12 protein-coding genes are annotated in these 13,044 nt (G+C 67.9%); all 12 read right to left on the reverse strand.

What is annotated here, in order from left to right:
• Positions 1–27: 27 nt before the first annotated feature.
• The 12 genes from metK to pyrR all read right to left on the reverse strand — a co-directional run bounded on the left by metK (position 28) and on the right by pyrR (position 12,964).
• Positions 28–1,245, reverse strand: a complete 1,218-nt coding sequence (gene metK / locus H4W26_RS02530; protein ID WP_192590597.1) for a methionine adenosyltransferase — start codon at positions 1,243–1,245, stop codon at positions 28–30.
• Positions 1,246–1,288: 43 nt separating this feature from the next.
• Positions 1,289–2,605, reverse strand: a complete 1,317-nt coding sequence (locus tag H4W26_RS02535) for a bifunctional phosphopantothenoylcysteine decarboxylase/phosphopantothenate synthase (protein ID WP_192590598.1) — start codon at positions 2,603–2,605, stop codon at positions 1,289–1,291.
• A gap of 68 nt (positions 2,606–2,673) precedes the next feature.
• Positions 2,674–2,937, reverse strand: a complete 264-nt coding sequence (gene rpoZ, locus H4W26_RS02540; RefSeq protein ID WP_318779745.1) for a DNA-directed RNA polymerase subunit omega — start codon at positions 2,935–2,937, stop codon at positions 2,674–2,676.
• A complete protein-coding gene (gene gmk / locus H4W26_RS02545) occupies positions 2,934–3,539 on the reverse strand; it encodes a guanylate kinase (RefSeq protein WP_192590599.1) in 606 nt (201 codons plus the stop codon). The genes rpoZ and gmk overlap by 4 nt, the downstream gene beginning before the upstream one ends.
• 26 nt (positions 3,540–3,565) lie before the next feature.
• Positions 3,566–3,886, reverse strand: a complete 321-nt coding sequence (mihF, locus tag H4W26_RS02550; protein ID WP_192590600.1) for an integration host factor, actinobacterial type — start codon at positions 3,884–3,886, stop codon at positions 3,566–3,568.
• Positions 3,887–4,007: 121 nt separating this feature from the next.
• Positions 4,008–4,889, reverse strand: coding sequence for an orotidine-5'-phosphate decarboxylase (gene pyrF, locus H4W26_RS02555; RefSeq protein WP_192590601.1), 882 nt, complete (start codon positions 4,887–4,889; stop codon positions 4,008–4,010).
• Complete coding sequence (gene carB / locus H4W26_RS02560; protein ID WP_192590602.1) at positions 4,886–8,191, reverse strand: carbamoyl-phosphate synthase large subunit; 3,306 nt, start codon at positions 8,189–8,191, stop codon at positions 4,886–4,888. Before carB ends, pyrF begins: the two co-directional genes overlap by 4 nt.
• The gene (gene carA / locus H4W26_RS02565) at positions 8,184–9,431 is read right to left on the reverse strand and encodes a glutamine-hydrolyzing carbamoyl-phosphate synthase small subunit (RefSeq protein WP_192590603.1); all 1,248 of its coding nucleotides are present in this window, start codon (positions 9,429–9,431) and stop codon (positions 8,184–8,186) included. The genes carB and carA overlap by 8 nt, the downstream gene beginning before the upstream one ends.
• Positions 9,428–10,033 (reverse strand): PH-like domain-containing protein, encoded by a 606-nt coding sequence (locus tag H4W26_RS02570; RefSeq protein WP_225939566.1) that lies wholly within the window; start codon positions 10,031–10,033, stop codon positions 9,428–9,430. Before H4W26_RS02570 ends, carA begins: the two co-directional genes overlap by 4 nt.
• On the reverse strand, positions 10,030–11,388 hold the full coding sequence (locus tag H4W26_RS02575) for a dihydroorotase (protein ID WP_192590604.1): 1,359 nt from the start codon (positions 11,386–11,388) through the stop codon (positions 10,030–10,032). Before H4W26_RS02575 ends, H4W26_RS02570 begins: the two co-directional genes overlap by 4 nt.
• Positions 11,385–12,380 carry an aspartate carbamoyltransferase catalytic subunit gene (locus H4W26_RS02580; RefSeq protein WP_192590605.1) on the reverse strand — a complete coding sequence of 332 codons (996 nt, stop codon included), beginning with the start codon at positions 12,378–12,380 and terminating at the stop codon, positions 11,385–11,387. Before H4W26_RS02580 ends, H4W26_RS02575 begins: the two co-directional genes overlap by 4 nt.
• Entirely contained in the window at positions 12,380–12,964 is a 585-nt protein-coding gene (pyrR, locus tag H4W26_RS02585) for a bifunctional pyr operon transcriptional regulator/uracil phosphoribosyltransferase PyrR (protein ID WP_192590606.1), read from the reverse strand. The genes H4W26_RS02580 and pyrR overlap by 1 nt, the downstream gene beginning before the upstream one ends.
• Between the last annotated feature and the right edge of the window lie 80 nt (positions 12,965–13,044).

Raw genomic sequence — 13,044 nt, forward strand, 5'->3', positions numbered from 1 at the left:
AACACGGCCCATCGGCCGAAGCCCGATTCAGGCGTTGAAGAAGGACTTCAGCGCCTCGACCCGGTCGAGCCGCTCCCAGGGGAAGTTGTCCCCCTCGCGGCCAAAGTGGCCGTTCTTGGAGGTCTCCCGGTAGATCGGCCGCAGCAGGTCGAGATCTTCGATGATGCCCAGCGGGCGCAGGTCGAACACGGCGTCGATGGCTGCGGAGATCTGCACGGGATCGACCTTCTCGGTGCCGAAGGTCTCCACGTAGATGCCCACCGGCCGGGCACGGCCGATCGCGTAGGCGATCTGGATCTCGGCGCGGTCCGCGAGTCCAGCGGCGACCACGTTCTTGGCCACCCAGCGCATCGCGTAGGCGGCCGAGCGATCCACCTTGGAGGGATCCTTGCCGGAGAAGGCGCCGCCGCCGTGGCGCGAGAATCCGCCATAGGTGTCCACGATGATCTTGCGCCCGGTCAGACCGGCATCGCCCACAGGCCCGCCGACGACGAAGGGCCCGGAGGGGTTGATGATCTCCGAGAGGGTCCCCAGGTCCAGGTCGCTGTGTGCCAGCACCGGGGCGATGACCTGTTCGCTGATGTCACCGCGCAGCTGCTCCTGGGAGATGTCCGAGGTGTGCTGCGTGGAGACCACCACGGTGTCCAGGCTCACCGGCCGATCGCCGTCGTAGCCGATGGTGACCTGGGTCTTGCCGTCCGGTCGCAGGTAGGCGAGCTCGCCGCTCTGCCGGACCTGGGTCAGCTGAGCCGAGAGCTGGTGCGCCAGCGAGATGGCGCTGGGCATGTACGTGGGGGTCTCATTGGTGGCGTAGCCGAACATGATGCCCTGATCGCCGGCGCCCTGAGCGTCGCGCCGGTCATCGGCGCCTCCGCGGGCCTCCATGGAGTTGAACACTCCGGCGAAGATCTCCGGGGACTGCTGACCGATGGAGATCGAGACGCCGCAGCGGGCGCCGTCGAAGCCGTTGGCCGAGGAGTCGTAGCCGATGTCCAGCAGAGTGTTGCGCACGATCTGCGGGATCTCCACGTAGCCCGAGGTGGTGACCTCGCCGGCGACATGGACCAGTCCCGTGGTGGTCAGCGTCTCCACAGCCACCCGCGAGTTCGCGTCCTCGGCGAGGAGGGCGTCGAGGATGGCGTCGGAGATCTGGTCACAGATCTTGTCCGGGTGCCCGATGGTCACCGATTCGGAGCTGAACAGGCGCAGAGAGGAGGCCGCTGCTGGGGCGCTGGAATTCGTCACTCAGTAATCCTACGTGAGCAGGTTCGGCCGTCGAGCGCGAGCTTCACACGACGTAAGCGGTGACCCGCTGGATGATGGCCGCAGCGGCCTCGTGCTTCGTGCCGCGCAGAGTGAGCACATCGGAGGCATTCTCTGCCGAACCCTCCCCCGCCTGAGCGGCGCGGGCCGCTGAGGTGAGGATGTGGATCTCGGTCTCGTCGCGTCCGAAGACCAGGTTCTCCCCCACCTGGTTCAGCACCAGCAGATCGCAGCCCTTGCGCAGCAGCTTGGCCTGCGCGAGCTCCAAGGGTGCCGCGTCCGCACTTCCGGTCTCCGCGGCGAAGCCCACGATGACCCCGGGGCCGGTCCCGGTGGAGTCACGCCGCGCCACCGTTTCAGCGAGGATGTCGGGATTGCGTTCGAGCGTGATCACGGGGTTCTCGCCATCGTCGGTCTTCTTGATCTTCTGCGCCGCGTAGGCGGCGGGTCGAAAATCAGCGACGGCCGCTGCCATCAGCAGGACATCTGCGTCTGCGGCCTCGCGCTCGACGGCGGCATGAAGCTGTGCGGCGGTCTCGATGTGCTCCACCGCGATATGGGGCAGGTTCGGCGCCGGGATGTCCATGATGCCAGCGATCAGGTGCACCTGCGCGCCTGCTGCGGCGGCGGTCTCGGCGAGAGCCAGGCCCTGTTTGCCCGAGGATCGGTTGCCCAGATAGCGCACGGGGTCCAGCGGCTCGCGGGTGCCCCCCGCGGTCACGACGACCTTACGTCCCAGCAGCGCCGGCTGGGCCTCGGGGTCGGGTGCGTAGAACGTGCCGGCCAGCGGCGCATAGGCGTAAGAGGGGCCCTGAACGATCGCGAGCAGCTCGTTGACCCGGGCGTAGATGTCCTCGGGCTCCGGGAGCCGGCCCGGCCCGGTGTCCTTGCCGGTGAGACGACCGACGGCGGGCTCCATGACCTCGATGCCACGAGACCGCAGGGTCTGCACGTTCTCTGCCGTGGCCGCATTGCCCCACATCTCGGTGTGCATCGCGGGCACCAGAAGCACCGGCGCCTCGGTGGCCAGCAGCGTGGTGGTGAGCAGATCATCGGCCATACCGGCGCGCGTGCGGGCCAGCAGATCAGCCGTGGCGGGCACGACGACGACCAGGTCTGCTTCCTGTCCGAGGCGGACATGGCGGACCTGGTCGATTCCGGAGAAGACCGAGGTGGTGACCTCCCGGCCGCTGAGGGCCTCCCATGTGGCCCGGCCGATGAACTGCTCGGAGGCAGGAGTGGGGATGACGTCGACCTGGTGGCCGTCCTCCCGCAGCAGGCGAAGCAGCAACACCGCCTTATAGGCGGCGATGCCGGCACTGACTCCCAGAACGATGCGCATGGGTTCAGATTACCTCGCCAGGACTGCGCCGCGATTGCGTCGGCGCGCCGAGGCTGAGGTGACCCGGATCAGGAGGCGGGGTTCACCGCGGGGTGGTTGACCAGGAGGTTCTCGTTGATCTCGCGCAGGGAGATGGACATCGACTTCTCGTTGAGCTTGGTGTCCACCAGCGGTCCCACGTACTCGAAGAGACCCTCGTGCAGCTGGGCATAGTACGCGTTGATCTGGCGCGCACGCTTCGCGGCGAAGAGGACCAGGGCGTACTTGGAATCGCTCTTCTCCAGGAGGGAGTCGATCGACGGGTAGATGATGCCTTCTTGCTGCTCAGTCACTTCGGGAGTCGTCCTTCAGATTGGGGTGATGCATGGGTGAAGCCCATGCGGGCTACAAGTTCGGCTGCGGCACGGTCGAGCTCGTCGTTGATGATCGAGACATCGAATTCCTGCTCTGCAGCAAGTTCTATCTTAGCTGTTTCCAGCCTGCGCTGCTGTTCCTCCTGTGATTCGGTGCCGCGACCGACGAGTCGGGACACCAGATCCTCCCAGGATGGGGGCGCGAGGAAGACGAACTGCGCCTCCGGCATGGTCTGGCGGACCTGGCGGGCGCCTTGGAGGTCGATCTCCAGCAGGACGAGCTTGCCTGCGGCCAGGGCTGCGTCCACCGTGGTGCGCAGCGTGCCATAGCGGTGCTTGCCGTGGACCGTCGCCCATTCCAGGAAGTCTCCGTGCTCGACGAGTTCGTCGAAACGGTCAGCATCGATGAAGTGATAATCGACACCGTCCACCTCGCTGGGGCGCGGCGGACGCGTGGTTGCGGAGACCGAGAAGTGGACCTCGGGGTAATGGGTGCGGATGAATCGGCTCAGCGTCGATTTGCCGACAGAAGTCGGGCCGGCGAGAACGGTGACGGCGGGACTGCCGGGGACTGCTGACAATGCACTTGCTCCTAGGGCTGGGACGGTCACCCTAATTCTGCCAGATAGTCCTTCAATGCACGCCTCTGCTTGACCCCGAGTCCACCCAGGCGACGGTTCACCGAGATTCCAAGGTCCTCAAGCACCTTGGTCGCGGTGACGCGTCCGACTCCTGGAAGGGACTCCAGCAGCTCCAGGGTCTTCAGCCGCGCGACGGCCTCGGAACCACCGGCGCGCTGGAGCACTTCGTCGAAGCTGATGGCGCCGCTGCCGAACTCCTGTTTGAGCTCGGCGCGCTCGACTCGGGCGGCCAGTGCCTTGCGGCGGGCGGTGTCCCGCTCTTCTTTGGTCAGTTCGCGCAGTGCCACGGTGAGTCTCCCAAAGTACGTGGACGCCCGCACCGAATGCTGCGGACTGCTCCAGGCTTCTATGGTGCAGAATCTAGCCCTTGGCAGGGCGAACATCAATAGAGAACGCCCGGGGAGTTTTTCAGCCCAGATCCTCAACCGCCTGATCAATGGCCCTGGTCAGCGATTCCGGGCGCGGTCCGGCGGCGAGGATTCCTCGGGAGGAATTGACCAGGACCTGGCGCGAATAGCAGGCGCCGAAACCACGGCGGAGATCCTCGGCCGAGGCCCCTTGAGCGCCGTAGCCCGGTGCCAGCAGCGGCATGGCTCCAGCGCTCAGGTCGATCCCATGCGAGCCGGCGAGCTCCGCCGTGGTCGCCCCGACCACCAGGCCGATGCTGCCGAGGTCCTCCGCGGCGGCGGCTGAAATATTCGCCGCGGCCGCGGCGGTGGCGATATGACCGGCCACGGTGACGCCTTGCGCGTCGGTGGCCAGCTGGACCTCGCGTCCCTCAGGATTGGAGGTCAGTGCCAGCACGAAGAGCCCTGCACGGTGCTCCTGGGCCGCGTCCAGCGCCGGCTGCAGCGAGCCGAAACCGAGATAGGGGCTCACGGTCAGCGCATCCGCGGCGAAATCTCCTGCCGGATTCAGCCAGGCCTCCGCATAACCCGCCATGGTGGAGCCGATGTCTCCGCGCTTGGCGTCAGCGATCACCAGCAGCCCCGACTCCCGGGCCTGGGCCTGGACCTCGCTGAGCACCTGCAGGCCAGCCACCCCGAAGCGTTCGAAGAACGCGACCTGCGGCTTGATCACACCCACCCGGTCCGCGCAGGCCTCCAGCACCCGGGCGCAGAACTCGCGCAGCCCCGCCGCGTCCTGGGTCAGCCCCCACTCGTTGAGTATCTGCGGGTGCGGATCGAGTCCCACACAGAGCCGGCCGCGGGCCTGCATGGCAGCACCGAGCCGGGCGCCGAAGGGAAGCTCGGCCCGTCGTTGCTGACCCGAGAACGCGTCGGAGGTCATGCGCTGGCCTGTCGCAGACGTTCGGCGTGCTCCTGCAGGGAGGCCACGGACCAGCTGAACTGCCCCAATGCCTCGATGGCCTGGACTGCCGCACCGAACTCGGCCACGGTGGTGATCACCGGGGTGCCCACCGAGGTGGCCGCGGCGCGGATCTCGTAGCCGTCGCTGCGGGCGTCCCCGCCGGAGGGGGTGTTGATGATCAGCGTGATGTCGCCGCTCTCCACCCGTTCCAGGATGGTCTCCTCCTGGCTCTGCGCGTCGGCGATCTTGGCCACCACGGTGGTCTCCACTCCGTTGCGGCGCAGCACATCGGCGGTGCCGCCGGTGGAGACGATGGAGAAGCCCAGATCCGCTAGCCGCTTGACCGGCATGATGATGGCGCGCTTATCCCGGTTGGCCACCGAGACGAAGACGTTGCCGGAGGTGGGCAGCGGGTTGTTCGCCGCCTGCTGCGCCTTGGCGAAGGCGGTGTCGAAGTGCTTGTCGATGCCCATCACTTCGCCGGTGGAGCGCATCTCCGGGCCGAGCAGGGAGTCGACCACGCGGCCCTCGGGGGTGCGGAAGCGGGCGAAGGGCAGCACGGCCTCCTTCACCGCCACGGGCGCACCCGGGGGCAGCTCGGAGCCGTCACCCGAGGCCGGCAGGACTCCGGAGAGCTGATGCCCGGAGCCTGCGCGCAGCTGCGCGATGCTGACCCCGGTGCCGATGTGTGCGGCGGCCTTGGCCATCTGCACACCGGTGGCCTTGGAGACGAACGGCACGGTGCGCGAGGCGCGCGGGTTGGCCTCGATGACGTAGAGGATGTCGGAGGCCAGCGCGAACTGGATGTTGATCAGACCCCGCACCCCGACACCTTCGGCGATCAACCGGGTGGCGACGCGCACGCGTTCGAGCACGTCGGGGCCCAGCGTGATGGGCGGCAGCACGCAGGCGGAGTCCCCGGAGTGGATCCCGGCCTCCTCGATGTGCTCCATGATCCCGCCGACGTAGAGCTGGTCTCCGTCGTAGAGGGCGTCCACATCGACCTCGATGGCGTCCTCCAGGAAGCGGTCCACCAGCACCGGGTGCTCGGGGGTGACCTCGGTGGCGTTGGCGATATAGCGTTCCAGGCCGGGCTCGTCGTAGACGATCTCCATGCCACGTCCGCCGAGGACGTAGCTGGGCCGCACCAGCACCGGGTACCCGATGGAGTCGGCCACCCGCTTGGCGTCCTCGAAGCTCACCGCAGTGCCGTTCTTCGGCGCGATGAGCCCTCCGCGCTGCAACACCTGATCGAATTCGCCGCGGTCCTCGGCGAGGTCGATGGCCGCAGGACTGGTGCCCAGGATCGGCACACCGGCGTCGGCCAGCTGCTGCGCCAGCTTCAGCGGGGTCTGCCCGCCGAGCTGGACGAACACCCCGGCGACTCCCCCGGTGCGCTCCTCGGCTGCGATGACCTCGAGCACGTCTTCAAGCGTGAGCGGCTCGAAGTAGAGCCGGGTGGAGACGTCGTAGTCGGTGGAGACGGTCTCGGGGTTGCAGTTGACCATCACCGTCTCGTACCCGGCCTCGCGCAGCGCCATGGTGGCGTGGACGCAGGAGTAGTCGAACTCGATGCCCTGACCGATCCGGTTGGGTCCGGAGCCCAAGATGATCACCGAGGGCTGATCGTGGTGCAGGATCTCGTCCTCGAGGTCATAGGAGGAGTAATGGTAAGGGGTGAAGGCCTCGAACTCCGCGGCGCAGGTGTCCACCGTCTTGTAGACCGGACGGATGCCCAGCGCATGACGCACCCCGCGGACCACGGCGGAGTCCATGTGCCGCAGCGCACCGATCTGTTCGTCGGAGAAGCCATGGCGCTTGGCGAGCTTCAGCGTGGGCACATCGAGCTCGGTGGCATGCGCCACAGCCATGGCGGTCTCATTGATCAGCTGCAGCTGGTCGAGATACCACGGGTCGATGCCGGTGATCTCGTAGACCTGCTCGATCGTGGCGCCGGAGAGCAGTGCGCGCTGCACCTGGTGCAGACGTTCTGTGGTCGCCGTCGCCATCTTCTCCAGCAGCTGCTCGAGCTCGGCCGGTTCGGCCACGGTGAAATCAAACTCGCTGCCGCGCTGCTCCAGGGAGCGCAGCGCCTTCTGCATGGCCTCGGTGAAGTTGCGGCCGAAGGCCATCGCCTCGCCCACCGACTTCATCGTGGTGGTCAGCGTGGGGTCCGCCGCCGGGAACTTCTCGAAGGCAAAGCGCGGCACCTTCACCACGACATAGTCCAGCACCGGTTCGAAGCTGGCCGGGGTCTTCTTCGTGATGTCGTTGGGGATCTCGTCCAGGGTGTAGCCCAGCGCGAGCTTGGTCGCGATCTTCGCGATCGCGAAGCCGGTGGCCTTGGAGGCCAGCGCCGAGGAGCGTGACACACGGGGGTTCATCTCGATGACGACGACGCGGCCGGTCCCGGGCTCGATGGCGAACTGGATGTTGCAGCCGCCGGTGGCCACCCCGACCTCACGGATCACGTTGATGGAGATGTCGCGCAGCCGCTGGTATTCGCGGTCGGTCAGCGTCATGGCGGGTGCCACGGTGATGGAGTCTCCGGTGTGCACGCCCACCGGATCGACGTTCTCGATGGAGCAGACGACCACGACGTTGTCGTTGGAGTCGCGCATCATCTCCAGCTCGTATTCCTTCCACCCGAGGATCGACTCCTCCAGGAGCACCTCGGTGGTCGGCGAGTACTGCAGCCCGGCACCGGCGATCCGGTGCAGGTCCTTCTCGTTGTAGGCCATGCCGGATCCCAACCCACCCATGGTGAAGGAGGGGCGCACCACCATCGGGTAGCCGAGCTCATCTGCGGCGGCGAGTGCCTCCTCCATGGAGTGCACGATCACCGATTTGGCGGACTCGGCGCCGGAGCGCTCGACCACGCCCTTGAACTTCTGCCGGTCCTCCCCGAGCTCGATGGCAGCGATGTTCGCGCCGATGAGCTCCACCCCGTACTGCTCCAGAACCCCGTCCTTGTCCAGCGCGATCGCGGTGTTCAGCGCGGTCTGGCCACCGAGGGTCGGCAGCAGAGCGTCGGGGCGCTCCTTCTCGATGATCTTGGCGACCACATCCGGGCTGATCGGCTCCACGTACGTGGCGTCGGCGAACTCCGGGTCGGTCATGATGGTGGCCGGGTTGGAGTTGACCAGGATGACCCGCAGGCCTTCCTCCTTGAGCACTCGCAGGGCCTGGGTGCCGGAGTAGTCGAACTCAGCGGCCTGTCCGATCACGATCGGCCCCGAGCCGATGACCATGACGGACTTGAGGTCTTGACGCTTAGGCATTGAGTGGGTTCCCTCCACGGGTCTCAGTGTCGGTAATGGTCTCAGTGTCGGTGGTGGTGACGGTGTCGCCGCCGGTCTTGATGTCGGCGCTCGTCATGAGCTCGACGAAGCGATCGAAGAGGTAGGCCGAATCATGCGGGCCTGCTGCGGCTTCAGGGTGGTATTGGACGCTGAAGGCGGGTATGTCGAGGCAGCGCAGTCCCTCCACCACCCCGTCGTTGAGGCTGGAGTGGCTCACCTGGACTCGCCCGAAGCGGTCCTGCGGAGCGGTGACGACCTCGCCGATGGGTGCGTCCACGGCGAATCCGTGGTTCTGCGAGGTGATCTCGACCTTGCCCGTGGCGTGGTCCATGACGGGCTGGTTGATCCCGCGGTGGCCGAAGGGCAGCTTATAGGTCTCGAAGCCGAGTGCGCGGCCCAGGATCTGGTTGCCGAAGCAGATCCCGAAGAACGGGGTGCGGTTGTCCAGCACCTCGCGCAGCAGTCCGATCTGGTTGGCCGCGGTGGCGGGGTCTCCGGGTCCGTTGGAGAGGAACACCCCGTCGGGTGAGACCGCCTCGATCTCGGCGAAGCTGCTGGCCGCGGGCAGCACGTGCACGCGCAGGCCGCGCTCGGCCATGCGCACCGGGGTCATGGTCTTGATGCCCAGGTCGATGGCGGCCACCGTGGCGACGACCTCGCCGGTCCAGCCGTGATCGGCTGGTTCGATGACATAGGCAGTCTCAGTGGAGACCTCCTCGGCGAGCCGCGCACCGGCCATGGAGGGCTGCGCCTTGACCTCGGCGATGAGCTCCGACAGCGGACGCTCGGCCTGCTCTGCGGAGAAGATGCCCGCCTTCATCGCGCCGGCGCTGCGCAGGTGCCGGGTGATCGCCCGGGTGTCCACGTCCTTGATCCCGACGATGCCCTGGTCGGCGAGCTCGGTGTCCAGCGTGCGCCGGGAGCGCCAGTTCGAGGGGCGTCGCGCGGCGTCGCGCACCACGTAGCCGGCGACCCAGATCTTGCGGGACTCGGCGTCTTCATCATTGATGCCGGTGTTGCCGATGTGGGGAGCAGTCTGGACCACGATCTGGCGGGCGTAGGAGGGATCGGTGAGGGTCTCCTGGTAGCCGGTCATGCCGGTGGCGAAGACCGCTTCTCCCAGCCGCATGCCCTGGGCGCCATAGGCGGAGCCGCGATGGACGGTGCCGTCTTCGAGCACCAGCAGGGCCGCGGGGGTGGTGGAGGGCTGTTCTGTCATGAGCGTGCTGACTCCTCGTCGGAGGGACGGATGAATGACTGGAGCTCGGTGAGGAGCTCCTGGTGGGCTGAGGCGTGGCGGGCCCGGAACGCGGTCTCCACGGAGTGATCCCCGAGCTTCCAGCCGATGATGAATGCGCCGTCGCGCTCGACGAACTTGCCGACGACGCCGCGGTCGGTGCGCACATGCTCGAGGGACTGGGCGCCGATGAGGTAGTTCGGGGCGCCGGCGCGGAAGATCGCGACACCTTCCGGGTGGACCTCGAGCCGACCGTTGGTGCGCACGCCGAGACCGTGGACCGCCACGCGGTCGAGGTAGTCTCCGGCGCTGACCGTGCCGATGACCATGCCCTCGGCGGCGGCGCGCGGCTCAGCCTCCAGCAGAGCGGCGGGCACCTCCTCCGGGGCGGGGAGGTCCTTCTGGCGGCGCTTTCGGCCGCGCCAGCCCAGCCAGATCAGCAGCACCAGCACGGCGATGATCGCCACGGTGATGCCGAGGTAGCCCAGGTAGGTGCCGGTCATGTCTGCTGCCCTAGTGCCGAGGGTGAGCTCCGCGAAGGCGGTGAGCTCCGGCAAGCCTGACAGTGAAGCCTCAGCGCTCATGAGGTCACCTCGCGCTGCGTCGGGGACTGCCTCGACGGGCTGTTCAGCTCGCCGTCGAGCACCACCGGGTGACCCTGCAGGAAGGTGGCGCGCACGGATCCAGGCAGCTGCATCCCGCGGAAGGGCGAGTTCCGCCCCTTGCTGGCGTGGCCCGTCGGGTCCACGGTCTGCGTGGACTCGGCGTCCACCAGGATCAGGTTCGCGGGCTCCCCGGGCTGCAGCGGGCGGCCCTGCTGGGAGTGCCGGTAAATCCGCGCGGGTGCCTCAGAGGTGACCTCGGCGAATCGGCGCCAATCCATCAGCCCCGTGGCGATCATGGTCTTGATGATCACCGGCAGCGCCGTCTCCAGTCCGGTCATGCCCATGGCCGCGGCGGACCATTCACATTCCTTGGCCTGGGTGGGGTGCGGCGCGTGGTCGGTGCCGACGACGTCGATGGTGCCATCGGCCAGTCCGTGGCGCAGGGCTTCGACGTCGGCGGTGGTGCGCAGCGGCGGGTTGACCTTGTACACCGGGTCGTAGCCGCGGACCAGCTCGTCGGTGAGCAGCAGGTGGTGCGGGGTGACCTCCGCGGTGACGTCGATTCCGCGTTCCTTGGCCCAGCGGATGATCTCCACGGAGCCGGCGGTGGAGACGTGGCAGATATGCAGCCTCGAGCCCACATGCTGGGCCAGCAGCACATCGCGGGCGATGATCGACTCCTCGGCGACCGCCGGCCATCCCGGCAGCCCCAGGACGGCCGAGACGTCGCCCTCGTTCATCTGCGCACCCTCGGTGAGCAGCGGCTCCTGGGCGTGCTGGGCGATGAAGCCGTCCACGGTCTTCACGTACTCCAGGGCGCGGCGCATCAGCACCGGGTTGTGCACGCACATCCCGTCATCGGAGAACATCCGCACCTGCGCGGAGGATTCCGCCATGGCGCCGAGCTCGGCGAGCTTCTCCCCGGCGAGACCGACGGTCACGGCCCCCACCGGGTAGACCTCGGTCCAGCCCGATTCGCGGCCCAGCCGGTGCACCTGTTCCACGACTCCGGCGGTGTCCGCCACGGGTGAGGAGTTCGCCATGGCGTGGACGGCCGTGAACCCGCCCCTGGCGGCGGCGCGGCTGCCGGTCTCCACGGTCTCGGCGTCCTCGCGGCCGGGTTCACGCAGGTGGGTGTGCAGGTCCACCATGCCGGGCAGCGCGAGGAGCCCGGCGGCGTCGAGCTCGTGGACCTGCTCGAGGTCCTGAGCCTGGACGCGGGCCTGCTCCCCCATCGCGAGGATCCGGCCCTCGGCCACCAGGATGTCTGTGGGCTCCTCCCCGTAGGGACGGGCGCCGAGGATCAGCGTGGGAGCTGTCGAGGCGAGTGTCATGCGGTGTTCCTCTCTGAGCTGCTGAGCAGCAGGTGCAGCACTGCCATGCGGACCGAGACACCGTGCGAGACCTGGTCGAGGACCTGGTTCATCGGGGAGTCCGCAGCGGCGGCGGAGATCTCGACTCCGCGGTTCATCGGACCTGGGTGCAGGATCATCGGCTGCGCCCCGGCGGCGGTGCGGTGGTTCTCCAGCCGGGCGAGCCGGTCATCGGTGAGGCCCCAGCGGCGGGTGTATTCGGCAGCGGTGGGGAAATACGCCCCGCCCATGCGTTCAGCCTGGACGCGCAGCATCATCACCGCGTCGGGTCCTCCTGCGGGTCCCGAGGCCAGCGCCTCATCCAGGCTGTAGAACACGCTGACCGGCCACTTCTCGACCCCGACGGGCAGCAGGGTGGCAGGGGCCACGAGTCCGACCTCGGCCCCGAGGGTGCGCAGCAGCCAGATGTTCGAGCGCGCGACCCGAGAGTGCAGGATGTCGCCGACGATCAGCACGCGCATGCCGGAGAGATCGGCCCCGCGCGGATCCTCCCCGTGGGCGGCGGTCCAGCCGCGACGCAGGGTCAGCGCGTCCAGCAGCGCCTGGGTCGGGTGCTCATGCGTGCCGTCCCCGGCGTTGATCACGGCGCAGTCGGTCCAGTCCGAGGCGGCCAGCTGCGCGGCGGCCCCGGAGGCCCAGTGCCGCATGACGATCGCGTCGGCGCCGATGGCCTCGAGCGTCTGCACGGTGTCCTTGAGCGATTCACCCTTGGACACGGAGGAGCCCTTGGCGGAGAAGTTCATGACATCAGCGGAGAGCCGCTTGGCGGCCGCTTCGAAGGAGATGCGGGTGCGGGTGGAGTCCTCGAAGAAGAGGTTCACCACGGTGCGTCCGCGCAGTGTGGGGAGCTTCTTGACCTCGCGGGTCGAGACGGCGGCCATCTCCTCGGCGGTGTCCAGGATGCTCAGCGCCTCGGTGCGGCTCAGATCGGCGGTGGAGAGCAGGTGGCGCATCAGCGTTCACCGCCCGCGGCGGGCCGCTGGATGACGACTGCCTCATCCTCGCGCCGGACGCCGTCGACCTCGCCGAGGAGCACCGAGACGCGCTCCTCCCGGGAGGTGGGGAGGTTCTTGCCGACGTGGTCGGAGCGGATCGGCAGTTCGCGGTGTCCGCGGTCCACCAGGACTGCGAGTCGGACGACGGCGGGACGGCCCAGCGCCTGCAGCGCATCCAGAGCCGCGCGGACCGTGCGCCCGGAGTAGAGGACGTCGTCGACCAGCACCACGGTGGCGCCGTCGATGCCGGCTCCGGGGATCGTGGTGGGTTCCGGCGTCCGGGCGCCATGGGCCCTGAGGTCGTCCCGGTAGAGCGTGATGTCCAGCGAGCCGATGGACTGCTCGGGATCGAAGTCAGGATCGATGCGGGCCAGACGCTCGCCGAGACGGCGAGCCAGGATGGTGCCGCGGCGCGGGATGCCGAGCAGGAGGAGACCCTCGACCCCTCGATGGGATTCGACGATCTCGTGCGCTATGCGCGTCAGTGCCCGGTCCATGTCGGAGGCGGACATCACATGAGAGGTCTCGGGTGAACGTGTCACCGTAGGACTCCTTCCTCGCCTCACTGGACGATTCTTAAAGGAAGTCGGATTCTTCAGTTGTCGGCCGCACCGCACTCAGG

Source organism: Nesterenkonia halotolerans (genome assembly GCF_014874065.1).
In the GTDB taxonomy this organism is placed as follows: domain Bacteria; phylum Actinomycetota; class Actinomycetes; order Actinomycetales; family Micrococcaceae; genus Nesterenkonia; species Nesterenkonia halotolerans.